Origin of the sequence: Bosea sp. RAC05 (assembly GCF_001713455.1) — a bacterium.
Classification (GTDB): domain Bacteria; phylum Pseudomonadota; class Alphaproteobacteria; order Rhizobiales; family Beijerinckiaceae; genus Allobosea.
Genome location: NZ_CP016464.1, coordinates 2348895 through 2374647, shown reverse-complemented (window position 1 = coordinate 2374647; position 25753 = coordinate 2348895). Strand labels below are relative to the sequence as shown.

The window sequence follows — 25753 nt, the reverse complement described above, 5'->3', positions numbered from 1 at the left end:
CGGTCGCAGTCCCGAAAAACGCATTGTTTTCAGCGGAATGCCGAAAACGGTATCATGATACCGCGACCCGCCGCAGTCAGCGCTCCGCCGGAATCGAATAGGTCCCCGTCGCATGGGCGACCATCTCGCTCTCCCCTTGCGAGTAGAGCGAGACTTCGCCGACCGCCAGCCGCTTGCCGAGCTTCAGCAGCCTCGCCTCCCCGATCAGCGCGGCGGGCGCCGGCTTGCGCAGGAAATTGAAGGACAGGCTGGTGGTGACGGCGAGCGCGACCGGGCCGATCTGGCCGAGGATGGCGGCATAGAGGGCGACGTCCGCCAGCGCCATCATGGTCGGGCCGGAGATCGTGCCGCCCGGCCGCAGATGCTTCTCGTGATAGTCGCAGCGCATGCGGGCCGTCATCGGCCCGACCTCCTCGACGAAATAGGTCCGCCCGCCGCTATGGAGCTGCGGGAAGACCTCGTCGAGAAAGGCCTCGAGCTGCGCGGCGGTCATGCGGGGCGTGGTGTCGCGCAGGGTCATCTCGGGCGGTCCGGCACAGGCTGCGGTGAGGCGATGCCCCTTGCAGCATGGGGGCGCGCGGCGGACAATACGGCAAAACGCACAGGCAGACGCGTAAGGAAACGCCGAGGTCACCGCCATGAACGCCCATGCCCCCCCGGAAGCCGCGCCCGCACTGCGGCGCGACGACAGCGACGGCATCGCCGTCCTCACGCTGAACCGCCCGCAATCGCGCAACCCGCTGAGCGAGGCGATGCTGGCCGCGCTGGCCGAAAACTTCACCGCCATCGCCGCCGACCGCAGCGTCAAGGCCGTCGTGCTGGCAGCCGAAGGTCCGGTTTTCTGCGCCGGGCACGACCTCAAGGAGATGAGCGCGCACCGCGCCGATCCCGACCGGGGCCGTGCCTACTTCACCGACATCCTCAGGCGCTGCTCGGGCGTGATGCAGCAGATCACCGCCCTGCCCCAGCCGGTGATCGCAGCGGTGGAAGGCACGGCGACGGCGGCGGGCTGCCAGCTCGTCGCAAGCTGCGACCTAGCGGTCGCGGGCGACGGCGCACGTTTCTGCACGCCAGGCGTTCATATCGGGCTGTTCTGCTCGACGCCGATGGTGGCGCTGACGCGCAACCTCTCCGCCAAGCACGCCATGGAGATGCTGCTGCTGGGCGAGATGGTGCCCGCCGACGAGGCCGCCCGGATGGGGCTGGTCAACCGCGTGGTGGCGGCCGGCAGCGCGCTGGCGGAGGCCAAGCGTCTCGCCGGCGTGATCGCCTCGAAATCCTCAGGCACGATCCGCATCGGCAAGCGCGCCTTCTACGAGCAGCGCGAGATGGGCCTGGCTGAAGCTTACGACCACGCCTCGGCGGTGATGGTCGAGAACATGCTGGCGCGCGATGCCGAAGAAGGCATCGGGGCCTTCGTGGAAAAGCGTGCGCCCGTGTGGGAGGGGTAGGCGCGAGGAACCCCTCTCCTGTAAGGAGAGGGGTTCCTCGCGCCTCTATTTGCCGGATCAGAGCCTTTTCCATGTCCCACGACGCCTATCCCGACGCCCAGATCCGCCAGATCCTCAAGGACACCAAGCGCATCGCGCTGGTCGGCGCCTCGGCCAGCGAGGCGCGGCCCTCCTGGATCGTGACGAAATACCTGCTCGACCGCGGTTATGACGTCATCCCCGTCAATCCCGGCCTCGCCGGCCAGACGCTGCTGGGCAAGACCGTCTACGGTTCGCTGAAGGATGTGCCGGGCCCGATCGACATGGTCGAGATCTTCCGCAACTCGGAGGCCGCCGGGCCGCTCACCGACGAGGCGCTGGCGCTCGAACCGCTGCCGAAGGTGATCTGGATGCAGCTCTCGGTGCGCAACGACGAGGCGGCGGCGCGTGCCGAGGCGAAGGGCGTCACCGTGATCATGAACCGCTGCCCCAAGATCGAGTATGGCCGGCTCTCGGGCGAGATCGGCTGGCAGGGCATCAATTCCCGCATCCTGTCGTCGAAGAAGCCGGTGCTCGCCGGCAAGGGCTTCCAGAAGCTGACGATCCACCGCCCGGGGACGTGAGGGCCTGCCCCCTCACTTGAAGCCACGCGGATAGGGTTTCAGCCAGTCCGCACCGGTCTTCGATGGCTCCACCGGGATTTCGTAGACCCAGGGCCCCGGCTCGCGCCAGACGATCCGGAGCGTGTAGTTCTTCGGCGGCCTCTGCCCCATCGCCCGCGTCATGCTGCGGGCCAGCCGATCGAAGCTGGCATCGCTGCCGTATTGATAGTTCGGATCGACGATGTCGTTAAAGGTGAGGACATTGTTGGTGTACTTCACCGTCAGGTTCGGCGCCTTCAACGACGCCTGCTCGATCGAGATCGTGCCGGACACCTGGACATCGCCCACGGCCCGGTTGGAGCCGTGAAGCACCGCGTAGCCGGAATTGTAGCCACCGGTCTGGGTGCCGACCTCGCCGTGAAACTGAACCTGGTAGGCCTGGAACCTCAGGTCGATCCGGCCATCCGGGAGGACCTTGCCGGCGCGCAGCGCCTCGTCCCTCAAGAACTTCGCGTGTCTGAAGAGGACATCGTCGATGATCCGTTCGAGGCCCTTGTCGGCCTTCATGTAGTCGGCCCATTTCGGACTGTCGAAGATCACCTCGTCGGGCGCATTGCCGCTGAACCAGAGGTCGAAAATCTCCTGGGCGTAGGGATCCATGACCCCGCGGGCGCCGCCGAGCAGCATCCTCGCGGTGAACTCGTCAAAGACCTTCCTGTCATCCCCGCCCGGCTCAGACATCGTTCCCCCCTGACATGGAAACCGTCACCGGCGCCGCGACCCAGCGTCACGAGCCGGAATCGCATGGCCGAATGGGGGCTGGCAAGGCCCCCGGTCTTGGCCAAACTCCCCCGCCGGGCCGACCCCAGCGGGACGAGCCGGCGGGCCCCGGTGAAGGCCGGGCCTGTCTCGCGTGGATGACCCTGGCGCTTTGGGTCGCCCTCCCGGAACCGGCTCATCATGCCGCTCCTGGCCGGCGATAGCGACATCGCCCCACTGTGGTCGCTGAAGCCGCGGCCGTGGTTTCCATGGCTGCGGCGCCTCCCCGGCCCGGCTGATCGGAACGGGCTTGCGCCCCGGCCTGATGACCCCGATCTCGCGCCTCGCGTGAATTGACGCTGACGGGGTCGTTCGATAAAACGAACGCAATGTCTCGCATTCAGAAGATCGCAGGGAGTAGACGATGACCGACCGCGCACCCGGTTTCCATACGCTCGCCATCCATGCCGGCGCCGCGCCCGATGCGGCCACCGGCGCGCGCGCCACGCCGATCTACCAGACAACCTCCTTCGTCTTCGACGACGTCGACCATGCCGCCTCGCTGTTCGGGCTGCAGGCCTTCGGCAATATCTACACCCGCATCGGCAACCCGACCAACGCCGTGCTGGAAGAGCGCGTCGCGGCGCTCGAGGGCGGCACGGCGGCGCTCGCCGTGGCCTCCGGCCATGCGGCCGAGTTCCTCTGCTTCCACGCGCTGATGCAGCCCGGCGACGAGTTCGTCGCCGCCAAGAAGCTGTATGGCGGCTCGATCAACCAGTTCAACCACTCCTACAAGAACTTCGGCTGGAACGTGATCTGGGCCGATTCCGACGATCTCGAGGCGTTTGCCGCCGCCGTGACGCCCAAGACCAAGGCGATCTTCATCGAATCCATCGCCAATCCGGGCGGCGTCATCGTCGACATCGCCGGCATCTCCAAGATCGCCCGCAAGCACAACATCCCGCTGATCGTCGACAACACCATGGCGACGCCCTACCTGATCCGCCCCTTCGAGCACGGGGCCGACATCGTCGTGCATTCGCTGACCAAGTTCCTCGGCGGGCACGGCAACTCGATCGGCGGCATCATCGTCGATGGCGGCTCGTTCAACTGGGTCGGCGACGACCGCTACCCGATGCTCTCCAAGCCGCGACCGGAGTACAACGGCATGGTGCTCGGCGAGACCTTCGGCAATTTCGCCTTCGCCATCGCGACCCGCGTGCTCGGCCTGCGCGACATGGGCCCGGCGCTCTCGCCCTTCAACGCCTTCATGATCCTGACGGGCATCGAGACGCTGCCGCTGCGCATGCAGCGCCATTGCGAGAGCGCGCTCGCGGTCGCGACCCATCTCTCGAAGCATCCGGCGGTGGAGTGGGTCAGCTATCCCGGCCTGCCCGGCGACAAGTATCACGACCTCGCCAAGCACTATTCGCCCAAGGGCGCCGGCGCGGTCTTCACCTTCGGGCTGAAGGGCGGCTACGACGCCGGCGTCAAGCTCGTCACCGAGCTCAAGCTGTTCTCGCATCTGGCCAATATCGGCGACACGCGCTCGCTGGTGATCCACCCGGCCTCGACGACGCATCGCCAGCTCAGCGACGCGCAGAAGACGGCGTCCGGCGCCGGCCCGCAGGTGATCCGCCTGTCGATCGGACTGGAAGACGTGCAGGACCTGATCGACGATCTGGATCAGGCGCTGGCCTGAGCGCTGTCTTTCCGGGGCGTCGCGCAGCGACGAACCCGGAACCCACGACCGGGTGAGCCTGTCTTGGACACTGCTGCGTCGGCAAGGAACCCGCGACCGCTCACCCGGTCGTGGGTTCCGGGTTCACGCCTGCGGCGTGCCCCGGAATGACGGGAAGGCTCACCCCCGCGCGGCGGCTTCCGTGCGCGTCACATGGACGACGCCCATCGCAAGCACGAGGAAGCCGAGCGCCTGGTGGGCAAGCCCGGCCCAGAGCGGCACGACCAGCAGCAGCGTGACGATGCCGAGCACGGCCTGGCTCAGCGTCAACCCGAGGATCGCGGTGGCGCGCTTGGCCCCGCCTGAGCCCGGCGCGATCTTGCGCAGCGAGACCATGTGCCAGAGCGCCAGCGCCAGCAGCAGATAGGCGCCGAGGCGGTGGTTGAACTGCACCAGCGCGGCGTTGTCGACGAAGTTTTCCCAGAAGGCGGGCCGCACGAACAGCGTCTCGACGCCAGGCACCAGCGCGCCGTCCATCAGCGGCCAGGTGTTGTAGACGAAGCCGGCGCGCGAGCCGGCGACGAGCCCGCCGAGCGCGATCTGCCCGAAGAGCAACGCCAGCAGCAGCCAGGCCACCGCGCGTCCATGCCCCGGCTCGGCCCGGCGCGCCGGCGTCATCCAGGTGGCAAAGGCCACCACCGAGGCAAAGAACAGCGCGGCGAAGGTCAGGTGCAGTGTCAGCTTGACCGGCGCGACCGCGACCATGCCGGGCTGGAGCCCCGAGGCGACCATGATCCAGCCGATCGTGCCCTGCAGGCCGAGCAGCAGCCCCATGCCGAAGATCACCAGCGTCTGGCGCCAGGGCAGAAGGCGAAGCGCAGCGATAACGAGGAAGCCACCGAGATAGACCAGGCCGATGAAGCGGCCGAGCTGGCGGTGGCCCCATTCCCACCAGTAGATGAACTGGAACTCGCCGAGGCTCATGCCCTGGTTCAGCAGCTGGTATTGCGGGCTGGCGCGGTACTTGGCGAATTCGCTCGCCCAGGTCTCGGCCGAGAGCGGCGGCAGGGCGCCGGTGATCGGCTTCCACTCGGTGATGGACAGGCCCGAGCCGGTGAGCCGCGTCGCGCCGCCGACGACGACCATGACGAAGACGAGGGCGGCCACGGCCCAGAGCCAGCGGCGGATGCCGGCATGGCTGGTCGCTGGCGCGGTCGCAGGGAGGGCTCGGTCGAGGGCGATCGTCACGGGGCCGGGGCTTTCCGTCGCAAGGGCTGCGCTTCACAAGCGGGATGACAGGTGACAGATAGTCGGCGCGCCCGGGGCCGACAACGCCCGCATTGCCGCAGGCCGGCGCCCGCGCCGAAAGTCAGGACGAGACCACCCGATGAGACAGACCCACCGCAAGCTGATCGGCACCGTCCTCATCCTCGTCTTCGTCTGCGTCTATGCGCTGGTCGCGATGGCGCTGGCGCAGGGACGCATCACCACGGCGCCGAAGCTCGTCCAGACGATCGCCTATATCGCGCTCGGGCTGGCCTGGGTGCTGCCGCTGCTGCCGCTGATCAAGTGGATGGAGCGGAAGGACCGGGCCTGACGATTTTGGCGCCGCTCAGGGTCGGCCGCCTTATCAGCGAGAAGGGCTGGCGTTGAGCTGTCGGGCGGACGGTCGGCCAGCATGTGTCCCTGTCACAAGAAGCGCGACTGGCAAGTCAGGCCTTCCGATACCGGAAGGCGTGCGCGTTTTCCTGACGCCGCTGTCCGCAGCGGGGCGGAAGTTGACATGCGTAATGCGTATTGCGGTCCCACTTCATGCCCGATCATGAGCATGCTAGGGCGTGTGATCACCTTCGAACTCGGCCTTCAGCTCAAGATAGGTTTGATAACGCAACTCGCGGACTTCTGCTTCCGTGAAAGGGTTTTCTTGCACTTCGATATCGGATCGATACCGTTTCGTTGGCGCATTGGGCTGTTCGCATTCTACGATCTTGATCGCTATTTCTGATCCGACTGCGATTTCCGGTGTCTTCCAGCGGGCATTGTGAGCGCGATCTTCTCGATCTTGGCTCATGCCGTGAACTGCCAGTCGATAATCTACGTCGTTAATTCTGTCGGTTCGCACCATAGTCACAGTAACGCTCATGACCGCCCAATCGGCCATACCAGCGCGTGTTACGCGCTTCCCGTTCACTTCAACATCGTAAGCGAGCATTTGGCTCCCTTCTCAATAGTAAGCGGCCTTGTGAAACGGTAGTGTCATCCGTGCCAAGTGGCGACAATGTATCCCACGCAATGTCGAACGTTCTCGCAATGTCCGCAACGGGTCGAAAGCTGAATTCCTCTGCAAGACGTTCACCAAATCTCCCGTCATGGAATGCAGGCTGAGCGCAATGATAAACGTTGATGGCACCCGCTGGTCCACCGACATGGAATTGTTCGCTGCTCTTCCGGGCGGGCGGGCAGTGATCGAGTGGTTCGGCTTCGTGCCGTCCTTCCATGACGCAGAACTGCATCGGCTGGAGGTGGCGAAAGGTGCTGCCTCGATGGCGCTTCGAGCTTTCCGCATGACGGATGCCATAGACGAGAAGGGCTTCTTCGTGCTCGACAAGCACGCGGTCGTGACCCTCCACCTGTCTGACGTGAGCGGCGTGCATCTAACCGGCAACGCCGCATCGATCCTGTCAGAACTCGGCATTCGTCGGGTTGGGGTCGCCCCGGCTGGCTTCAGCACATGCGGGGGACCGACTGCCGGTGACATCGAGGTGAGCTTCGAGACCAGCTACGGCTTGGAGGGATCGATTTACGCGCGTGAGCTGAGCTTCAATATTGATCCCGTCCGCTAAGGGTCGTCAGCCGACATTCACCCGCCGCCCCCGGTTCCACAGCCAGAACGGCAACCCCGAGAGCAGCGCTTTCACAGCCGCCTCGCTCTGGTGCAGGCCGTTGAGCGAGACGCGCGGCAAGGCGTGGAGATGGTCGGCATGCTCCGCGAAGAGATGCCCAGGCCGGGTCGTCACGGCGCTGGCGAAACCCGCTGCCTTCGCCAGCGCGAACTCCCGCGGCCCGGCCGAGGTCGGGTCGCCGACCGGATAGGCGAAATGGCGGATGGGGAGGCCGAGCTGCGCTTCGAGCCGGGTCTGGCTGTCGGTGATCTCGGCGCGGGCGAAGGCCTCGTCATGCCTGGCCAGCATCGGATGCGTCAGCGTGTGGGCGCCGATGGTCACGCCCGGCGCGCCGGCCAAAGCGCGCAGCGTCTCCCAGGGCAGGCATTCGCGGTCCACGAGCGCGGCGGAGTCGATGCCGGCCTGGGCCATGAGATCGGAAATCGCTGACAGCAGAATCGCTTCCGGCTGTTTGCGCAGACGCCAGTAGAGCGCCTCGAAGGCGCGCTGCTTGTCGGTGTCGCTGTCCGTCCGTGCGGTGAAGGGGCCGTCCGGCAGGGCGAGCGAGAGCGCCGGCAGCGCGCGAAGCGCCTCCTCCAGCTCCAGCCACCAGAGCCGCGCCGTGCGGTCGGCGAAGCCCGGCGTGACGAAGAGCGTCCAGGGCGCGGCATGTTTCGCCAGCACCGGCCAGGCGTGCTCGACATTGTCGCGATAGCCGTCGTCGAAGGTCAGCGCGACGAAGAAGCGGCCCGGGCGCGGCGCCGCCAGCCGGGCAAGCGCTTCGTCCAGTGACACCAGATCGTAGCCCTCGGCGCGGATCAGGGCGAGCGTGCGGTCGAGGAAGTCGGGCGTGATCTCGAGCAGGCCATTGGGCCGGAAGCCGCCCGCGCTCTGCGGCCGGACATGGTGCAGCGTCAGGATCACGCCGCGGCCTTGCGCGAGGCCCCTGCCCCAGCGGTCGGCGCCCGTGGCCGCGATCGCCTTGAAGACGGCGGAGAAGACAAGGTGGCGCAGGTTCATCTGTCCGTTCCGCGGCAACCGCCCGCTAACGCTGTTGTCCGATGGCGGCGCCATCTCCGGCGATCGTGGGCGATCTTGCCCAGTCCGTTCACAATAGCGGGTTAAGGAGGCGGCATCGCCGTTGCTCCCGAGGCTTTCAGATCCATGTCAGCGCTCGTCGAACCCAGTCCCTCCGCTCCGACGCATCGCCGCACGGACGCGCCGGTCACGCGCGCGCCGGACGCCGCGAAGAGCTGGTCCAGCCTGTCGGTGGTCGACGAGATCGCCGCGCTCGCAGACGAGTGGCGCGCGCTGGAAGACCGCGCCCTGGTGACGCCCTATCAGGCCTATGGCTGGGTGCGGCCCTTCACTGACACGGTCGGCGCCGCCGAGCGCATGGCCTTCCGCCATGCCGTGCTGCGCGATGCCGGCGGGGCCGCGCTGGCGATCCTGCCGCTGGTCATCACCCGCCGCAGCGGCATCCGCTTCGCCGAGTTCATCGGCGGCAAGCACGCCAACTACCATATGGGAATCTACGACCCCGCCTTCGCCGCCGGTCTCGACGCCGCGGGCGCGCGGCTCATGCTGGCCGAGATCGGGGCGGCCATCGGCGGGCTCGACGCCTTCATCTTCGTCAACCAGCCGATGCAGTGGCAGGGCGTGCCCAACCCGCTGGCGCAGCTCGCCGGCGGCCCCAGCCCGAGCGGCGCCTACAAGCTCGCCCTCGTGCCGGGCGATGGCGAGGGCTCGCTGCGGCGCTCGATGAGCAGCCACGCCCACAAGAAGCTCAAGAACAAGCGCAACCGCTTCGTGACTTACGGCCCCTCCGAAATGGTGCGGGCCCGTACGCCGGCCGAGATCGCCCGCGTGATCGACGCCTTCCTCCGGCAGAAAGCCGCCCGCTTTGCGATGATGGGCATCGCCGACCCCTTCGCGCCGCCGGCCGTGCGCCGCTTCCTGGAGCGCGGCGCGCAGGCGGAGGGGGACCGGCCGCCGGTGCTGGAGCTCTATTCGCTCGACGTCGCCGGGCAGTCGGTCGCGACTTATGTCGGGGCGGTCCAGGCCGGGCGCTTCTCCGGCATGGCGACCTCCTTCGCCATGGACAGCGAGGTCGCGAAGACGAGCCCGGGCGAGATCCTGCTGGTCGACCTGATCCGGCTGAAATCGCGCGAGGGCATCACCGTCTTCGATCTCGGCGTCGGGGAAGCCCGCTACAAGACGACGATCTGCGACGAGCGCGACGACCTCGTCGACAGCTTCCTGCCGCTGACCGCCAGGGGCCATGCCTTCGCGCTGTTCAGCCGGGCCAAGCGCGAGGCGAAGCGGCGCATCAAGGCGTCCCCCGTCGCGCTGAAGCTCGCCCACCGCGTCTCGGGCTGGCTCAGCCGCGGGCGCAAGCCCGCCGCCGACGAGTAGCCGGGCTCAGAGCGGCGCCGGGTCGCGCTCGCGCAGCTCGCCCATGCGGGCCGGCTCGGGCGCGTCCAGCATCAGGGTGACCGGCGCGCGGGTCAGGTCCGACAGGCGATAGGCCGCCTCGACGGCATGGCCGTTGCCAAGCTGGCCGGCCATCACGAGCCCGCCCTGGGCGCGCTTCGCCAGGGGGCCGAGGACCTGCGCCTCGTCGCTGGAGGCAGCGGCGACGAAGACCCAGTCATAGGTCTCGCAGAGCGCATCCAGCGCGACCTCGACGAGGTCCGGCGCCGCCAGGACCGCGTCGCGGCCGGCGCGACCCGGCCCGATGCGGTGCAGCCGCGAGCCGGGCTTGCGGGTGATGATGTCGGAGAACAACGCCTCGCCCGCCAGGAGCTCGGAGAAGCCCGGCTCGCCGCGGCCCTCATCGGCCGCGAGATCGACGATGATGCAGCGGCAGCGCTGCGACAGCAGATCGGCGAGGTCGTGCGGCGTGGTCGCGCCCTCCCCCGACCCGTCGAGCACGAGCACCATCGGCGCCATGCCGCGGGGCGGCTCGTCGATGCGCTCGGCGAGATCGGCGAGCGTCTGCTCGGGACGGGCGAGGTCGAGCGTGATCTGTCCCAGCCGTCCGCCATGGGTGAGCAGGCCCGCCACCCGCTCGCGACGGGCCTCGGCCTGCGATTCCTCGCTGCGATGCGCGCCGGTGCCGGCGCCACCCACCCAGCCCGGGGTGCGCCGCGGCTGGCTCGGGGCCTGGTCGCGCTGCCCGTTCAGGAGTTCGCGCGAGACCACGGTGGCGAGCGCGGTGAGGAAGGTCGCCAGCGTCACGACCAGCACGGTCGGCAGCTTCTTGGGGAAGGAGGGCTCGGTCGGCTCGATGGCGCGCGAGATGACGCGGGCATCGGCGGGCGTGGCGTTCTGGGTGTCGCGGGCCACGGCCTCGCGATAGCGCAGCATGTACTGCTCGAGCTGCTCGCGCAGCGTCCGCGCCTCGCGCTCCAGCGCGCGCAGCTGGACCTCGCTGTCATTGCCGGTCGACACGCTCTTTTTCTGCCCGTCGAGGGCGGCGGTGAAGCTCTCGACGCGCTGGCCGGCGATCTTGGCCTCGTTCTCCAGCGTCCTGACGGTGCGCTCGGCGGCGGCCCGCAGCTGGCCCTCGAGATCGGCGAGCTGGGCGTTGAGCTCCTTGATGCGCGGATGCTCGGAGAGGAGGTTGCGCGATTCGAGCGCGATCTGCGCGCGCAGATTGACGCGCTGCTCGATCAGGCGCCGCACCAGCTCGTTGTTGGCGACATCGGGGATCTCGAAGGTGCGGCCCTGCTTGATCGCGTCGCGGATCAGGCCGGCCTTGGCCTGCGCCTCGGCCTGCTGGCTGCGGGCGGCGGAAAGCTGGGTCGAGAGGTCGCCGAGCTGCTGGGCGTTGATCGTGGTGTTGTTGGCGCCGACGAGCAGCCCGTTGCGCGAGCGGAACGCCTCGACCTTGGCCTCGGCCTCGCTCAAGCGCTGGCGCAGCGGCTCGATCGTGGTCGAGAGCCAGGAGGAAGCGCTGCGGGCGGAATCCTGCTTGGCGGCCTCCTGCAGCTCGAGATAGGCGTTGGCGATGATGTTGGCGCCCTTGGCGGCGAGCGCGGGGTCCTGCGAGGTGAACTCGACCGCGACGATGCGCGAGCGCCCGACAGGGTAAACCAGCAGCCTGTCGTAGTACTTCTCCAGCACGCGATCCTCGGGCGAGCGATCGGCCGGATGGCCGCCGAGCCCGATCAGGACGCCGATCTTGCGCAGCGCGTTGAGCGCGCCGGCACCGGAATCGAACTCCGGATTGCCGACGAGGCCGATGCGCTTGATCGCCTCGCGCGCCAGATCGCGCGACATGATGATCTGGACCTGGCTCTGCACGGCCTCCGCGTCGAACTGCCCGACGCTGTCGGTCGAGGGCTGGCCGGGCAGCGTGAAGAAGGTGCCGCGATTCTCCAGCAGAATGCGGGCCTCGCCGGTGTAGCGGGGCGTCACCAGATTGACCGCGACGAAGGACAGGCCCAGCGCCGCCAGCGTCGGCCCGATGATCCAGGCGCGGCGGCGCTTGATCGCTGCCCAGAGCGCCGTGAGATCGAGCATGTCGCCGCGGCCGTCGTCGCGTGCGGCCGGCTCGCGCAGATCATCCCTGACGTGGCTCTCGGTGTGAGCGGTCATGACCCATCCATTCACGCAAAACTCGCGCGCCCTGAACAGGACGCAGTCGCGATCAGAACCCAGTAAGGTTAGTGCCGGGTTAAGAGGGCGCGTTTCGCCTGTCTCGATCCCGGCCAGACAGGATCGGGCGGAAGCTTTTCTTAACCATATCGCGCCCATGCTTCGCGCAGCTTCGCATGGGTATTGCTTGTGATGAGTCGACGTCTCGCTTCCCTCGCTCTGGCCGTCGCCATGACGGCGGGCGCCTGCGCGCCGCGCGTCGGCCCGTCCGACTACGCGCTGGCCCAGCCGAGCGGCCCCTACCGTCTCGCGACAGGCGACCGCCTGCGCATCATCGTCTTCGGGCAGGACAACCTCTCCAACATCTATGCGGTCGATGGCTCGGGCCGGATCGCGATGCCGCTGATCGACGCCGTGGAGGCGCAGGGGCGCACGACGCGCGAGCTGGAGCGCGCGATCGAGGCCAAGCTGCGGGCCGGCTATCTGCGGGAGCCGAAGGTTTCGGTGGAGGTCGACACCTACCGCCCCTTCTTCGTGCTCGGCGAGGTCACCAATTCCGGCCAGTTCCCCTACGTGCCGGGCATGACCGTGCAGACCGCGGTCGCCATCGCCGGCGGCTTCACGCCACGGGGGCAGCGCTCCTATGCCGAGGTGACGCGCCAGATCGAGGACCAGCTCGTCACCGCGAGCGTTCCGATCACCTATGCGGTCCAGCCCGGCGACACCATCGTCATCAAGGAACGCTGGTTCTGAGCCTGCGCGGAGAGCCCCGATGACGGACGCACCGCGCCTGCGGATCCTGCATGTCTTCCGGGCGCCGCTCGGCGGGCTGTTTCGCCATGCCATCGATCTCGCCAGGGGCCAGGCCGAGCGCGGCCACGCGGTCGGCATCTTCTGCGATTCGACGACCGGTGGGCGCCGCGCCGACGAGGTCTTCGCGGAGCTCTCGGGCCAGCTCTCTCTGGGAATCACGCGCGTGCCGATGTCGCGCTATCCGAGCGTCACCGATGCGCGCGCGCAGATCAGCGCGATGCGCCTGCGCAGCAAGCTCGATCCCGACATCGTCCATTGCCACGGCTCCAAGGGCGGGGTGTATGGACGGGTTCCCGCGCTCGTCAGCCCCGGGCGGCGCTATGTCACGGCCTACACGCCCCATGGCGGCAGCTTCAACTACAAGCCCGGCGGCACCGAGCATAAGGTCTACATGGCGGTGGAGCGGCTGCTCGAGCGCGCCACAGACATGTTCCTTTTCGAGAGCCGGTTCATCGCCGGGCGCTTCGAGGCCTATATCGGCCACATGCCGGCGACGGACCACCGCATCGTCCTCAACGGCATCTCCGACCCCGAATTCGAGCCGATCGACCACAGCGAGGCGACCTTCGACCTCGTCTATCTCGGCGAATTGCGCTCGGCCAAGGGCATCGACACGCTGATCGAGGCGCTCAGCCTGCTGAAGACCCGCGACGGAATCACGCCGCGCATGCTGATCGTCGGCTCGGGCCCCGACGAGGCGGAACTGCGGGCGCTGACGGTCTCGCGCGGGATCGCCGACCAGTGCGTCTTCGAGCCCCCGGGTCCGATCCGCAAGGCCCTGTCGCGCGCGCAGGTCATGGTCGTGCCCTCGCGCGCCGAATCCCTGCCCTATGTCGTGCTCGAGGCGGCGGCGGCGGCCCAGCCGCTCGTCTCGACGGATGTCGGCGGGATCAACGAGATCTACGGGCCGCGCCATCGCCACCGGCTGATCCAGCCGAACGATCCGCTCGTCATGGCCGACGCGATCGGCCGGGCGCTGGCGGCACCGGAGGCGGATCGTCACGCGGAGGCGAGCGATCTCGCCGCCCATGTCCGCGACACGTTCCGGCTCGCCCCGATGATCGACGGCGTCACCGCCGCCTATCGCGATGCGCTGGCCAGGCGCCGGGGCGCCTGACCGCTCAGAGCAGCTTAAGCGAGACGACACCGACGAGCACGAGGGCGATCCCCGCCCAGCCTGTGGGCCGGATGCGCTGGCCGAAGACCAGCGCGCCGATGATCGCGGTGATCACCAGCCCGGCGCCACCCCAGACCGCATAGGCGACGGACAGGTCCATGCCGCGGATCGCCTGGGCGAGCGCGGCGAAGGCGCCGATCACCAGCGCGATGCCGGCCAGCCCCGGCAGGCGCCGGCGCATGCCGTCGGAGAGCTTGAGCAGGCAGGAGCCGAGAACCTCGAGCACGACCGCCAAGGCGAGCCAGGCGAGAGCGAGCGTCTGCGGCAGCAGGGCGGAGGTCATGCCGGCCTCCCCTGCGCCGTGCGGACCGGGGCGTCACCGACGCCACGCTCCAGCAGGAGGATGCCGGCCAGGATCGCCGCCAGGGCGACGATCCGCTCCGCCGTCAGATGCTCGCCGAACAGGAGATGGCCGACGACAGCGATGCCGACGATGCCGAGCCCCTCCCAGACCGCATAGGCGACGGCGAGCGGAATGACCCGCAGCGCGATCGAGAGCAGGGCGAAGGACAGGCCGATCAGGGCCAGCGGCAGGAACGCCACGAGCCAGGGTGCGGACACGACGGATTTCAGCGCGGCCGTCGCGACGATCTCGACGGCGATGGCCGCGAGCAGGAAGAACCAATGGGAAAACATGTTGCACACGGGCGAAGCCGGCAACGGGCACCACGGAGGCAGTGCCGGAGGGCTCAGCGAAAGTTCGAGTTTGAGATCAGCATCCGGTCGAAAAAGGCTTTCGGCACTTCGATCCCGAAAGCAGCACGGCGACGGCACTCCGACGGCAGGGCCGGAACTTCAATCGCGCAAAAATGTGCTTCTCAGACACTCATCACGCAACGATATAGCCTCGCGATTGCTTTGCGTCAACCTCGAACGTCTTTTTTCCATGCCCTCAAGCGGCAAACGACGCGCGAAACACGCGATTTCGACTGCAACAATACCTTGATCGGGCTGGGAAAAATCCGATTTCCGCAGCGTGGCGGGCGGCCCCGCCGCCACAGGCGCTCGCAGCCGGGTTCGCGGCGGCAGCGGGAGCGCCGCGAAACAGCGATCGGTCGGATTAAGCCTTCCGTGAGCATTTTCCGGTAGGCCATCGGCACGATCGGCTGGCCGGCAGAAGGCAATGCGTCCGGCGATGCCGACCGCGACGGGGATGTGACGTCATGGGTGCCTTCGATGTCCGCGATCTGATGAAGGCGGATGCGGCCGCCTCGGCCACGCCGGAGATGTTCGGCCCGGCGCGAAGCGGGACGCGCGTGTTCCACCCGCTCGCCGAGCGGATCGCGGCGATCCCGGTCAAGCCGACGCTGTCTCCCGTGATGATCGAGGGGCTGGTGCGCCTGCTCGACGTAATCGCCATCCTCGCAGCGGGCGGGCTGATCTACTGGCTCTATGCGGCCGGCAACACCGAGAGCACCCTGCCCTATCAGGTCACGGTTCCGGCGCTCGCGGTCGGGGCGCTGGCGGCCTTCCAGGCGCTGCACCTCTACCATGTCGGGGCGCTCAGGAACTTCATCGCGATGGCGGTGCGGCTCGCCAGCGGCTGGACGCTGCTGTTCCTGATCACGCTCGCCGCCTTCTTCTTCCTCAAGATCGGCGACCAGGTCTCGCGCGTCTGGCTGCTGGGCTTCTACAGCGTCGGCGCTGCCGCGCTGCTGGGCGAGCGGCTGGCGGTGACGCTGGCGGTGCGCCATCTGACGCGCTCGGGGCGGCTCGAGCGGCGCACCGCCATCGTCGGCGGTGGCGAGGGCGGCGAGGCGCTGATCAAGGCGCTGGAAGCCCAGCGCGACACCGGCCTGCGCATCTGCGGCGTCTTCGACGACCGCAACGACGACCGCTCGCCCGATCTCGTCGCCGGCTATCCCAAGCTCGGCACGATCGACGACCTCGTCGAGTTCGCGCGGCGCACCAAGCTCGACCTCGTCATCTTCACCCTGCCGATCTCGGCCGAGGCGCGCCTGCTGGCGATGCTGCGCAAGCTCTGGGTGCTGCCGATCGACATCCGGCTCTCGGCGCATATGTCGAAGCTGCGCTTCCGGCCGCGCTCCTATTCCTATTTCGGCGCGGTGCCGGTGCTCGACGTGTTCGACAGGCCGATCGCCGACTGGGACATCGTCGTCAAATGGGCCTTCGACAAGGTCGTCGGGGCACTGGCGCTGGTGCTGCTCTCGCCGGTCATGCTGGCCACGGCGATCGCGATCAAGCTCGACTCGAAGGGGCCGGTGCTGTTCCGGCAGAAGCGCTACGGCTTCAACAACGAGCAGATCGAGGTCTTCAAGTTCCGCTCGCTCTACCACGAGATGACCGACCACACCGCCGCCAAGCAGGTGACGAAGGACGATCCGCGCGTCACCCGCGTCGGCCGCTTCATCCGCAAGACCTCGCTCGACGAGCTGCCCCAGCTCTTCAACGTCGTCTTCAAGGGCAATCTCTCGCTGGTCGGCCCGCGGCCGCATGCGCTGCACGCCACCGCCTCAAACCGCGCCTATGAGCAGGTGGTCGACGGCTATTTCGCGCGCCACAAGGTCAAGCCCGGCATCACCGGCTGGGCGCAGGTCAATGGCTGGCGCGGCGAGACCGACACCGAGGACAAGATCCAGCGCCGCGTCGAGCACGACCTCTACTACATCGAGAACTGGTCGGTGCTGCTCGACATCTACATCCTGATCAAGACACCGTTCTCGCTGATGACCAAGAGCGAGAACGCCTATTGAGCGCGCTGGCCGACAGGGGCCATGCGGAGCCGGCGCGCCGCGGCGGCCTGCGCATCTCCTATGCCGCGCTCAAGCGCGGCGCGCTCTGGCTGCTGACCGCCTCGAGCGGGCTGGCGCTGATCGAGCCCTCGCCCTACGAGGTCGTGTTCCTGCTGGCCGTCTTCGTCTTCATGATCACCGGCATCCGCTTCTCGCAGAAGCTTTTGCCGCTGGCCCTGCTGCTGCTGCTCTACAACATCGGCGGCACCTTCTCGCTGATCCCCTGGATGGATGAATCGGCCTCGGTGCGCTTCACCGCCGTGTCGGTCTATCTGATGGTCACTGCGGTCTTCCTCGCCGCGATCATGGCCGACGACGCGCTGGGACGCCTCGAGACGCTGCGCCGGGGCTATCTCTTCGCCGCCTGGGGCGCGGGCCTCGCCGGTCTGCTGGGCTATTTCGACGTGGCGGGGCTGGGGTCTGTCTTCACCCTCTATGGCCGCGCCTCGGGCACCTTCAAGGATCCCAACGTGCTCGGCCCCTTCCTGGTGCTGCCGATCATCTATGTGCTGCATCACATCCTGACCGGCCGGCTCGGGCTGATGCGCGGGCTCCTGCTGATGAGCGTGCCGTTGGCGGCGCTGTTCCTGACCTTCTCGCGCGGCGCCTGGGGCAATCTCGTCGCCGCCGCGCTGCTGATGATCGCGCTGACCTTCCTGACCGCCCCGAATGCGGCGCGGCGTGCCAGGGTCGTCGCGCTGACGCTGACGGCACTCGGCCTGCTGACGGTGGCGCTGCTCTTCGCGCTCTCCTTCGAGAACATCCGCAGCATCTTCGAGGTCCGCGCCAGCCTCGTCCAGGAGTATGATGGCGGCGTCACCGGCCGCTTCGGCAACCAGCTGCGCTCGATCCCGCTGCTGCTGGAGGAGCCCAACGGCTTCGGCCCGCTGCGCTTCCGCTGGCTCTTCCCGGAGGATCCGCACAACGTCTACATCAACGCCTTCGCCTCCTATGGCTGGCTCGGCGGCTTCTCCTGGCTGGCGCTGATGGCGGCGACCTGCCTCGTCGGCTGGCGCCTCGTCTTCCAGCGCTCGCCCTGGCAGAACCATGCGATCGTGCTGTGGTCGGTGCTGTTCGTCACGATCCTGCAGGGGCTGCAGATCGACACCGACCATTGGCGCCACATGTATCTGATGCTCGGCCTGGTCTGGGGGCTCGCCGCGCTGCCGGCGCCGCCCGCAGCGCGGCCTCAGCCGCGGTCCTTGCGGACGACGACATAGGCGTAGGTCGTCACGAAATCCCAGCCGATCTTCGCAGCCAGCGCGTTGAAGGCGTGGTCGGCCTGCTTCAGCCCGGGCATCCGGTCGAAATAGCCGTGGCCCCAGAAGCGCTGGATGTGCACGTCCGAGAAGCCGGCGCGGGTGAGCATCGGCGTCAGCGTCGCCCGGCTGCCGCGGCACCAGTCGTAATGGGCCGGGAACTTCGGATCGCCGCCGCCGTCGCGCCGCGCCGGAAACAGCGCATGGACGATGGCGCGCGAGGCCTTCTCCGGCAGGATGTGGTTGAGCGCGAAGACCGGGGCCCAGAGCGTCGGGAAGAAGGCGAGTGCGACGCCGCCGGGCGCCAGCAGGGCGTGGATGTTGGTCCAGGCGCGCTCGACATCGCCGACATGCTCGAAGACCATGCGCGAGACCATCAGGTCGTAGCCGCCGCGTGCGATGTCGGGCTCGGAGAGATCGCCGGCAATGTCGAAGCAGGCCGTCTTCAGCCCGGCCGGCGTCAGCGCCAGTTCGCCGGCATCGATGTCGTTGACGGTCAGTTCGAGGCCGCGGCGATGGGCCTGCTCGGCGCTGAAGAGCGGATCACGCCCACCGCCGATCTCGCAGACCCGGCGCAGGCCATAGTGCTGGGCCAAGGCGAGGATGGTGGATTCGTAGTTGTCCCAGGCCCATTGCGAGTGCCAGTCCGGCCCGAGCCCGTCGAACAGGGCCGCGATCGTTGCGGGGGACTGCGCCGCCGCGCGCATCGCGGGCCGCACCGGATTCGCCGTGACCGTCGCCAATGACATGGTTGTCTCCGCCTGCTGTCCTCCCCGTCCGCGGAAAACCATGCGCGCAGCGCTTCTGCTCCGCAATCACAGCCTTAATCGACGGTTAATGGCGTGGCGCCCGCCCTGTCCCGCCCTGGCGCAGACGCCCCCCTCGCCGCGGGCCCGATGAAACAAGCGCGCGAAGCCGATTGCATCCGCGGAACACCGCCACTATAAGCCGACCCGTCGGAGCGTAGCGCAGCCCGGTTAGCGCACTTGTCTGGGGGACAAGGGGTCGGAGGTTCGAATCCTCTCGCTCCGACCATTTACCGAACGCCGGTTTTTCGGCCCGAGCCGCGTTGATGGCCGGGCGCCTGATCCCTCCACGGATCGGGTTCTCCACAGGCTCGCGCCCCCTCGCCCTTGCCCGCCCCCCTGCAATGACGGAACGTCAGAGTGCTGCCGTTCGGGAGTGGGGTGCGCCATGTCTGCGTCGTCGGGTCGTGCCGTGTTGCGGGTCTCCGGACAGGGGGCCGTGTTCCTGAGGGCGCTCGCCGTCCTGATGATCGGCATGGCGATCATCCTGCCGCTGCTGGCCTGAGCACCGAGCAGCCCGCCGTCGGCGCCGACGCGCGCCATGCGTGAAGCGGCTCGTATCCTGCGCCGATCGCGGGTAAGCTCCGCTCCAGAGACCGAAGACGGAGGGACGAGACCGATGGCAGGGGACAACCGAGGCCCGCGCGCCTGGCACGACGTCAACAGCGTCCAGGAAGCACCGCGCGAGAAGCAGAAGTCGAGCGGCCGGATCGCCGCCGAAGAGGCCGCCGCCCGCAAGAAGATCGAGGCGCTGCGCGCCCAGCGCCTGGCCAAGCAGGCGGCCGAGCCGCCGCCCCGCCCCCGGCCGCGAAGACCCCGAAGCGCAAGGCCGCCGCACCCTCGGCCTGACCACCCCAGATCACCCCATGCCGGCGGCGCTCACACGCCGCCGGATGGCCGTCAGGCGGCCGCCAGCCAGCTCTGGAGCAGGCCGATATCGGGCTGGGACAGGCCGTGGCCCGCCGGCAGCGTGCGATGATCGACGCTTGCCCCATTGCCCGACAGCGTCTTGGCCAGCCGCCCGACATCGTCAGCCGGGACGATCGGGTCCATCGCGCCGGACAGGATCAGCACCCGCTTGCCGGTCAGATCCGCCTGCGGCGGCTGCGCGAAGGGCGACATCGCGCGCAGCAGCGCCGCCCCGGCGAGCACCTCCGGCCGCAGCAGCAGGAGGCTCGCCGCGATATTGGCCCCGTTCGAGAAACCCACCGCGACCGGCTGCGCCAGCCCGTAGCGGGCGCGGCTTGCCTCGATGAAATCGGCCAGTTCATGGGTGCGCCGACGCAGGTCGTCCTCGTCGAAGACGCCTTCGGCGAGCCGGCGGAAGAAGCGCGGCATCGGACCTTCGAGCACCTTGCCGCGCGGCGAGAGCAGCGCCGCGCCGGGCGCCACTGCCCGGCCCAGCCCGATCAGATCGCGCTCGTCGCCGCCGGTGCCGTGCAGCAGCAGGAGCGGCGCGCGGGCGGGATCGCCGCCCGGCTCATAGAGATGGATGAAGTCGGTGGTCGCAGTCGCGTCCATCGTGGACCTCCTTGGGATTTCAGGACAACATCCGCTCCGCCCGGCGCGGCGGCAGGGCGGAGTGGTCGGGTCAGGCCAGTTCGGGCAGCAACGCCTCGATGCGGGCGCGCTGCCCCTCCAGCCCGGGCGGGAGCTTCAGCGCCTGGCCGAGCCTGTCGGCCGGCTCGTCCACGGCGAAGCCCGGCACATCGGTCGCGATCTCGAACAGGACATGGCCGGGCTCGCGGAAGTAGACGGAGCGGAAATAGTTCCGGTCCCGCTGTTCCGTGGTGCGGATGCCATGGTTCTGCGCGAGCTTGCGGACCATCTCCTCCTGCGCCGCGTCATCGGCAGCCCTAAAGGCGATGTGATGGACCGAGCCGGCGCCCTGCCGGGCCGGCAGGAAGCCACCGGCGACGCGCAGATCGACGATCGCGCCCTGGGCCGCGCCCTCGGCACGGTAGCGCACCAGCGTCTCCTCGCGACCGATCTCGCGGAAGCCGAAGACGTCGCCGAGGATCGCACCCGTCGGCGCCGCATCGGCGACGAGCAGGCTGACGCCGTGGAAGCCGCGGATCGCATGCTCGGCCGGAATGTCGCCGGCGCCCCAGGCGGGCTCGGCCTCGATCCCGGGCACACCGACGACCGCCAGCCGCATCCCATCGGGATCGCGGAAGGCCAGCACCGTCTCGCCGAAGCGCTTCACCGGCACGTCATGAGGCACGCCGTGCTCGACAAGGCGATGCGCCCAGTAGCCGATCGCCCCCTCCGGCACGCGAAACACGGTCTCCTGCGTCTCGCCGACGCCGAGGCGGCCCGGCGCCGCATGCTCCCAGGGGAAGAAGGTCAGGATCGAGCCCGGCGCGGCAGCGGCGTCGCCGTAATAGAGGTGGTAGGTGCCGGGATCGTCGAAGTTGACCGTCTTCTTGACCAGACGCAGGCCGAGGACGCGGCCGTAGAAATCGAGATTGCGGCGCGCCGGACCGGCGATCGCCGTGACATGATGAAGACCGTTGATCTGCATGGCTGACATCCTTCCGACGTCGTGCTGGGCAAGGCTGCCCCGTTGGCGAGGAGATTGGGCCGCCCGGCGCGGAATGCCAGAGTTCATTCATTGCACTGATGCAATCGAACGATTGATGGATATCCGTTTGCATTGCGCCAATTCGGAAGCGATCTCTTGGGGCGAGACCAGCCCGGTCCCGTTTCAGGAGACTGCCCCCATGATCGACACCCGCCTCGCCCCCTATGGTGCTCTTGCCCTGCGCGTCGCGCTCGGCCTGATGTTCATCGCCCATGCCTATCTGAAGATCGCGATCTTCACCCCGGCGGGCTTCGCCGGCTTCCTCGGCAAGGTCGGCCTGCCGGCCTTCCTCGCCTGGCCGATCATTCTGGCCGAGCTTCTCGGCGGCCTCGCCATCCTCGTCGGCTTCTACGGTCGCTACGTCTCGCTGCTGCTGCTGCCGATCCTGCTGGGGGCGCTCTTCGTCCACGCCCCCAATGGCTGGGTCTTCAACGCGCCCAATGGCGGCTGGGAATATCCGGCGTTCCTGGCCCTGACCGCCCTCGCCCATAGCATGCTCGGCGACGGCGCGCTGGCCCTGAAGTCCGCCCGGCTGCCGGCGCTCGGCACCCCCGCCGCCGCCTGACGCCTCGCTGCGCCATCCCTCGCCGCCTTCGGGGCCTCCCGGCCTTGAAGGCGGCGATGTCCTGTCGGAGATTGGCGCGATGAGCGCACCCGACAAGACGCCCGCCGGCCAGGCTCCCGCGAGCAGGCCCATCACCAGCAAGTCTCCCGGCAGCAAGTCTCCGACGGGCAAGCCCCTGTCCTGGGACGATTTCCGGCTGATTAACGCGATTGCGGAGCGACGCACACTGCCGGCTGCGGCGGCCGGGCTCGGGCTCAACCACTCCACCGTGTTCCGGCGCCTCGGCCAGATCGAGGAGGCGGTCGGCACGCGGCTGTTCGAGCGCCACCGCAGCGGCTATGTCGCCACGCCGGCCGGCGAGGAGATGGCGAGGCTCGCCGAGCGCTTCGACAGCGACATCAGCGCCTTTGCGCTCAAGCTCGCCGGCCAGGAGATCAAGCCCGCGGGCGAGCTGCGGGTCACCACCAACGACACGCTGCTGGTCGATCTGCTGACGCCGGTCTTCGGCAGTTTTCTGGCGCAATGCCCCGACATCCGCCTGGAGGTGCTGCTGAGCAACCAGGCGCTCAACCTGTCCAAGCGCGATGCCGATGTCGCGATCCGGGCCACCGACCATCCGCCGGAAACGCTGGTCGGCCGCAAGGCGGCGCGGATCGCCTGGGCCCTCTACGGCCTCGCCGCCGATTTCCCGGAGGGCGGCAGCGAGCCGATCGAGGCCCTCTGGCAGCGCAGCTGGGTGTCGCTGGGCGAGTCGTTCGCTGCGCTCAAGGCCGTGCGCTATCTCGCACAGCATGTCGCGCCGGAGCGCATCGTCTACCGGGTCAACACGGTTCTGGGACTGGCGGAGGCGGTCGAAGCCGGCATCGGCATCGGCTTCCTGCCCTGCTTCATCGCCGACCGGAAGCCCGCCCTGACCCGGCTGGCCCCGCCCGACCCCGGCTTCTCCGCCGATCTCTGGCTCCTGACCCATCCGGATCTGCGGCATTCGCCGAGGGTGCGCCTGTTCCTGGACTACATGGCCGGCGAACTCGGCCGAATGAAGCCTCTGATCGAAGGCGGGCTGGCGCTGTCGTCGCGTGACGCGCCGTGAGCGGCGACGGGGACGCGCGGACGACAGGGTTCGAGCCCCTCCAGCGAACATGCGGGGCCGGGATGGGGTGCGCGGTCCGCCGGGCCGCAATCGGCGACCGGCCGCCGCGGGTTTCTTCGCTCGCCGACCTGCTCTAGGCTGTCGCCATGGAGATCTTCGTTCCCCTGATGATCGGCCTGACGCTGATCTGGCTGATCGGCCGCGGCACGCCCTGGAACGCCAAGCTGCTCACGCTGGCGGTGACGCTGGCCGTGATCGTGCTGATCGTCTTGCTCGAGCGCGGCGGCTACTGGCCGGAGGCCTGGCGGCGTTCCTAGCCGCCCGCGATCAGGCGACCAGCTTGAGCCCGACGATGCCGGCCACGATCAGCCCGATGCAGGCGAGGCGCAGCGCGGTGGCTGGCTCGCCGAGCAGGACGATGCCGAGAATGGCCGTGCCGACCGTGCCGATGCCGGTCCAGACCGCATAGGCCGTGCCGACCGGGAGGCTCTTGAGGGCGAGCCCGAGCAGGCCGAGGCTGACCGCCATGCTGGCGAGCGTCAGCACGGTCGGCACGAGGCGGGTGAAGCCTTGCGTGTATTTCAGGCCGATGGCCCAGCCGACCTCGAACAGACCGGCGATGAAGAGATAGAGCCAGGCCATGACGGCGCTCCTCGATCAAGGGCGAGGTCGTCCACGCCGGACAGGACAGCGCATCGCGCCGGGGTCGTCCCCGGAGGACGATCTAGGACGCGCGACAGCGGCTGACAACCGCCGAAAATCAGGCGAGTTCGGCCGGCGGCTGCAGGGCGCGGTCGAGGATGCGCTTGCACTCGCCCAGTTCGGCGAGGACCGCGGTCAGCAGGGTGATGTCGTCGAGCCCGGGCGGAACCGGCGCGCGGCCCGGCGGCGCCGGATGGGCGGCAGCCCCGCCCCGCCCCTTGGCGGCGTCGGGCGGCGCACCGACCGGCGCCCCCCGGCCAATGGCCTGGACATGGCGCGGGCCCTGTTCCTTCAGGATGCGCTGGAGCCCCTTGATCGTGTAGCCTTCGCCATAGAGCAGGCGGCGGATGCCCTTGAGCAGGGCGACATCGTCGGGCCGGTAATAGCGCCGGCCGCCGCCGCGCTTCAGCGGCTTGATCTGGGGAAAACGCGTCTCCCAGAAACGCAGGACATGCTGGGGAATATCGAGGTCTTCAGCGACCTCGCTGATGGTTCGAAAGGCATCCGGGCTCTTGGTGTCCATGTCGGCCTCTGTGTCGCCGTTGTGGAACTCCAGGCTCACGCGTCGTCGCCCTCACCCAACTGCCCGTTGATGCGGGCCTTCATCACATTCGACGGCTTGAACACCATCACGCGCCGCGGTTCGATCGGCACCTCGACGCCCGTTTTGGGATTACGCCCGATTCGCTCGCCCTTGTCGCGCACGACGAAGGACCCGAAGGAGGACAGCTTGACGTTCTCGCCGCGTGCCACCGCGTCGCAGATTTCGTCGAGGACAGCCTCGACGAGCTTGGAGGACTCCGTCCGCGACAGGCCGATCTTCTGATACACCGCCTCGCAGAGGTCCGCCCGCGTAACCGTGTGCCCCGCCATCCATATCCTCCAAGGCGTTATCTCGGCTGGCGGGTATGCCACCTGCCTTTCGCCATTCCGGACGATGAACGCTAGGCGCACCCGCAGCCCGGGTCAATGCTCGAACGGGCGCGGATGCACCCGGCTTATGAAAATTGCATGAAAACGGCGCGAAATTCCGGAAAATCTGACGATTTCTCCGCCGGTCCGATCACCAACGGATCAAGGCCGACCCCCAGGTGAAGCCGCCACCCATGGCCTCGATCAGCACGAGCTGTCCCGGCTTGATGCGGCCGTCGCGATGGGCTTCCGCCAGCGCGAGCGGGATCGAGGCGGCCGAGGTGTTGCCGTGGCGGTCGACCGTGATCACCACCCGCTCATGGCCGATGCCGAGCTTGTCGGCCGTCGCGTCGATGATGCGGCGATTGGCCTGGTGCGGCACGAACCAGTCGATGTCGGCGCCGCTCAGGCCGGTTTCCGCGAAGGTGTGGCGCACGGTCTCGGCGAGGTTCTGCACCGCATGGCGGAAGACCTCCTTGCCCTCCATGCGCAGGAAGCCGACCGTCCGGGTCGAGCCCGGACCGCCATCGACGTAGAGCTTGTCCTTGTAGCGGCCATCCGAGCGGATATGGGTGGCCAGCACGCCGCGATCGGCCAGGGTGCCCTCGCCCGGCGCCGCCTTCAGCACGACCGCGCCGGCGCCGTCGCCGAAGAGCACGCAGGTGGTGCGGTCCTCCCAGTCGAGGATGCGCGAGAAGGTTTCGGCGCCGATGACGAGCGCGGTGCGGGCGGCGCCCGTGCTCAGGAACTTGTCGGCGGTGGTGAGCGCGAAGACGAAGCCGGAGCAGACGGCCTGCAGGTCGAAGGCGACACCGTCCTCGATGCCGAGCGCCGCCTGGATCTGCGTCGCGGTGGCCGGGAAGGTGTGGTCCGGGGTCGCCGTCGCGACGATGATGAGGTCGATCTCGGAGGGCTTCATCCCGGCATCGGCGAGCGCGGCCTGCGCCGCCCTCAGGCCGATCACCGAGGTGGTCTCGTCCGCGGCCGCGACATGGCGCTGGCGGATGCCCGTGCGCTGGACGATCCACGCGTCGGTGGTGTCGACCCGCTCGGCGAGTTCGGCATTGGTGACAATGCGCGCGGGCAGGTAGGAACCGCAGCCCACGATCTGGGAACGCAGAATTGACAAGGCTATT

28 protein-coding genes and 1 tRNA gene are annotated in these 25753 nt (G+C 68.4%); 14 read left to right on the top strand and 15 right to left on the bottom strand.

Features of this window, described 5'->3' with window-relative positions; all coding sequences use genetic code 11:
* Positions 1-76: 76 nt before the first annotated feature.
* Positions 77-520, bottom strand: a complete 444-nt coding sequence (locus BSY19_RS14730; protein WP_236840538.1) for a PaaI family thioesterase — start codon at positions 518-520, stop codon at positions 77-79.
* A 118-nt stretch (positions 521-638) separates the two neighbouring features.
* Between BSY19_RS14730 and BSY19_RS14725 the strand changes: the two genes are divergently transcribed.
* Positions 639-1451 carry an enoyl-CoA hydratase gene (locus BSY19_RS14725; protein WP_069054816.1) on the top strand — a complete coding sequence of 271 codons (813 nt, stop codon included), beginning with the start codon at positions 639-641 and terminating at the stop codon, positions 1449-1451.
* Between the two features lie 71 nt (positions 1452-1522).
* On the top strand, positions 1523-2053 hold the full coding sequence (locus tag BSY19_RS14720; protein ID WP_069054815.1) for a CoA-binding protein: 531 nt from the start codon (positions 1523-1525) through the stop codon (positions 2051-2053).
* A 12-nt stretch (positions 2054-2065) separates the two neighbouring features.
* Here BSY19_RS14720 and BSY19_RS14715 read toward each other — a convergent pair whose 3' ends face one another.
* Positions 2066-2773 carry a hypothetical protein gene (locus BSY19_RS14715; protein ID WP_150129628.1) on the bottom strand — a complete coding sequence of 236 codons (708 nt, stop codon included), beginning with the start codon at positions 2771-2773 and terminating at the stop codon, positions 2066-2068.
* Positions 2774-3215: 442 nt separating this feature from the next.
* Between BSY19_RS14715 and BSY19_RS14710 the strand changes: the two genes are divergently transcribed.
* The gene (locus tag BSY19_RS14710) at positions 3216-4493 is read left to right on the top strand and encodes an O-acetylhomoserine aminocarboxypropyltransferase (RefSeq protein WP_069054813.1); all 1278 of its coding nucleotides are present in this window, start codon (positions 3216-3218) and stop codon (positions 4491-4493) included.
* Positions 4494-4652: 159 nt separating this feature from the next.
* Here BSY19_RS14710 and BSY19_RS14705 read toward each other — a convergent pair whose 3' ends face one another.
* The gene (locus BSY19_RS14705; protein ID WP_257785742.1) at positions 4653-5720 is read right to left on the bottom strand and encodes a COX15/CtaA family protein; all 1068 of its coding nucleotides are present in this window, start codon (positions 5718-5720) and stop codon (positions 4653-4655) included.
* A 139-nt stretch (positions 5721-5859) separates the two neighbouring features.
* Between BSY19_RS14705 and BSY19_RS14700 the strand changes: the two genes are divergently transcribed.
* Positions 5860-6069 carry a DUF2842 domain-containing protein gene (locus tag BSY19_RS14700; protein WP_069054812.1) on the top strand — a complete coding sequence of 70 codons (210 nt, stop codon included), beginning with the start codon at positions 5860-5862 and terminating at the stop codon, positions 6067-6069.
* A 234-nt stretch (positions 6070-6303) separates the two neighbouring features.
* On the opposite strand, the gene BSY19_RS27585 is transcribed toward BSY19_RS14700, so the two are convergent.
* Positions 6304-6684, bottom strand: a complete 381-nt coding sequence (locus BSY19_RS27585; RefSeq protein ID WP_150129627.1) for a hypothetical protein — start codon at positions 6682-6684, stop codon at positions 6304-6306.
* Between the two features lie 178 nt (positions 6685-6862).
* Here BSY19_RS27585 and BSY19_RS14695 point away from each other — a divergent pair, with 178 nt between their 5' ends.
* Positions 6863-7315, top strand: a complete 453-nt coding sequence (locus BSY19_RS14695) for a hypothetical protein (protein WP_236840537.1) — start codon at positions 6863-6865, stop codon at positions 7313-7315.
* A gap of 6 nt (positions 7316-7321) precedes the next feature.
* Here BSY19_RS14695 and BSY19_RS14690 read toward each other — a convergent pair whose 3' ends face one another.
* A complete protein-coding gene (locus BSY19_RS14690) occupies positions 7322-8374 on the bottom strand; it encodes a polysaccharide deacetylase family protein (protein ID WP_069054811.1) in 1053 nt (350 codons plus the stop codon).
* 144 nt (positions 8375-8518) lie between these two features.
* Here BSY19_RS14690 and BSY19_RS14685 point away from each other — a divergent pair, with 144 nt between their 5' ends.
* Complete coding sequence (locus BSY19_RS14685; protein WP_069054810.1) at positions 8519-9769, top strand: GNAT family N-acetyltransferase; 1251 nt, start codon at positions 8519-8521, stop codon at positions 9767-9769.
* 6 nt (positions 9770-9775) lie between these two features.
* Here BSY19_RS14685 and BSY19_RS14680 read toward each other — a convergent pair whose 3' ends face one another.
* Positions 9776-11956, bottom strand: a complete 2181-nt coding sequence (locus tag BSY19_RS14680; protein ID WP_069054809.1) for a GumC family protein — start codon at positions 11954-11956, stop codon at positions 9776-9778.
* Positions 11957-12148: 192 nt separating this feature from the next.
* Here BSY19_RS14680 and BSY19_RS14675 point away from each other — a divergent pair, with 192 nt between their 5' ends.
* Both BSY19_RS14675 and BSY19_RS14670 read left to right on the top strand, forming a co-directional pair.
* Positions 12149-12709: a polysaccharide biosynthesis/export family protein gene (locus tag BSY19_RS14675; RefSeq protein ID WP_069054808.1), complete on the top strand. Its 561-nt coding sequence runs from the start codon at positions 12149-12151 to the stop codon at positions 12707-12709.
* A gap of 19 nt (positions 12710-12728) precedes the next feature.
* Positions 12729-13886 carry a glycosyltransferase gene (locus BSY19_RS14670; protein ID WP_069054807.1) on the top strand — a complete coding sequence of 386 codons (1158 nt, stop codon included), beginning with the start codon at positions 12729-12731 and terminating at the stop codon, positions 13884-13886.
* 4 nt (positions 13887-13890) lie between these two features.
* On the opposite strand, the gene mdtI is transcribed toward BSY19_RS14670, so the two are convergent.
* Positions 13891-14229 carry a multidrug/spermidine efflux SMR transporter subunit MdtI gene (mdtI, locus tag BSY19_RS14665; RefSeq protein ID WP_069054806.1) on the bottom strand — a complete coding sequence of 113 codons (339 nt, stop codon included), beginning with the start codon at positions 14227-14229 and terminating at the stop codon, positions 13891-13893.
* On the bottom strand, positions 14226-14582 hold the full coding sequence (locus BSY19_RS14660) for a DMT family transporter (RefSeq protein WP_069054805.1): 357 nt from the start codon (positions 14580-14582) through the stop codon (positions 14226-14228). Before BSY19_RS14660 ends, mdtI begins: the two co-directional genes overlap by 4 nt.
* 527 nt (positions 14583-15109) lie before the next feature.
* On the opposite strand from BSY19_RS14660, the gene BSY19_RS14655 reads away from it, so the two are divergent.
* Positions 15110-16660, top strand: a complete 1551-nt coding sequence (locus BSY19_RS14655; RefSeq protein ID WP_069054804.1) for an undecaprenyl-phosphate glucose phosphotransferase — start codon at positions 15110-15112, stop codon at positions 16658-16660.
* The gene (locus tag BSY19_RS14650) at positions 16657-17919 is read left to right on the top strand and encodes an O-antigen ligase family protein (RefSeq protein ID WP_083247623.1); all 1263 of its coding nucleotides are present in this window, start codon (positions 16657-16659) and stop codon (positions 17917-17919) included. The genes BSY19_RS14655 and BSY19_RS14650 overlap by 4 nt, the downstream gene beginning before the upstream one ends.
* Here the strand turns inward: BSY19_RS14650 and BSY19_RS14645 are convergent.
* Complete coding sequence (locus tag BSY19_RS14645) at positions 17889-18707, bottom strand: class I SAM-dependent methyltransferase (RefSeq protein WP_069054803.1); 819 nt, start codon at positions 18705-18707, stop codon at positions 17889-17891. The two genes, BSY19_RS14650 and BSY19_RS14645, sit on opposite strands and share 31 nt — an antisense overlap.
* A gap of 208 nt (positions 18708-18915) precedes the next feature.
* On the opposite strand from BSY19_RS14645, the gene BSY19_RS14640 reads away from it, so the two are divergent.
* Positions 18916-18993: transfer RNA gene (locus tag BSY19_RS14640), tRNA-Pro, on the top strand.
* A 671-nt stretch (positions 18994-19664) separates the two neighbouring features.
* On the opposite strand, the gene BSY19_RS14635 is transcribed toward BSY19_RS14640, so the two are convergent.
* Entirely contained in the window at positions 19665-20285 is a 621-nt protein-coding gene (locus BSY19_RS14635) for an alpha/beta hydrolase (RefSeq protein ID WP_069054802.1), read from the bottom strand.
* 70 nt (positions 20286-20355) lie between these two features.
* Positions 20356-21288 carry a ring-cleaving dioxygenase gene (locus tag BSY19_RS14630; protein WP_069054801.1) on the bottom strand — a complete coding sequence of 311 codons (933 nt, stop codon included), beginning with the start codon at positions 21286-21288 and terminating at the stop codon, positions 20356-20358.
* Positions 21289-21487: 199 nt separating this feature from the next.
* Between BSY19_RS14630 and BSY19_RS14625 the strand changes: the two genes are divergently transcribed.
* From BSY19_RS14625 to BSY19_RS27965, 3 genes are all read left to right on the top strand, one after another.
* Positions 21488-21913, top strand: coding sequence for a DoxX family protein (locus tag BSY19_RS14625; protein ID WP_069054800.1), 426 nt, complete (start codon positions 21488-21490; stop codon positions 21911-21913).
* A gap of 79 nt (positions 21914-21992) precedes the next feature.
* Positions 21993-23003, top strand: a complete 1011-nt coding sequence (locus tag BSY19_RS14620) for a LysR family transcriptional regulator (protein ID WP_083247621.1) — start codon at positions 21993-21995, stop codon at positions 23001-23003.
* A 146-nt stretch (positions 23004-23149) separates the two neighbouring features.
* Positions 23150-23320, top strand: coding sequence for a hypothetical protein (locus tag BSY19_RS27965; RefSeq protein ID WP_171905146.1), 171 nt, complete (start codon positions 23150-23152; stop codon positions 23318-23320).
* A 10-nt stretch (positions 23321-23330) separates the two neighbouring features.
* Here BSY19_RS27965 and sugE read toward each other — a convergent pair whose 3' ends face one another.
* The 4 genes from sugE to BSY19_RS14600 form a co-directional block, all read right to left on the bottom strand.
* A complete protein-coding gene (gene sugE, locus BSY19_RS14615; protein WP_066735621.1) occupies positions 23331-23645 on the bottom strand; it encodes a quaternary ammonium compound efflux SMR transporter SugE in 315 nt (104 codons plus the stop codon).
* 118 nt (positions 23646-23763) lie between these two features.
* Positions 23764-24228, bottom strand: coding sequence for a MerR family transcriptional regulator (locus BSY19_RS14610; protein WP_069057119.1), 465 nt, complete (start codon positions 24226-24228; stop codon positions 23764-23766).
* A 35-nt stretch (positions 24229-24263) separates the two neighbouring features.
* On the bottom strand, positions 24264-24578 hold the full coding sequence (locus BSY19_RS14605; protein WP_069054799.1) for an integration host factor subunit alpha: 315 nt from the start codon (positions 24576-24578) through the stop codon (positions 24264-24266).
* 190 nt (positions 24579-24768) lie between these two features.
* Positions 24769-25746, bottom strand: a complete 978-nt coding sequence (locus BSY19_RS14600; RefSeq protein WP_069054798.1) for a beta-ketoacyl-ACP synthase III — start codon at positions 25744-25746, stop codon at positions 24769-24771.
* Positions 25747-25753 lie beyond the last annotated feature (7 nt).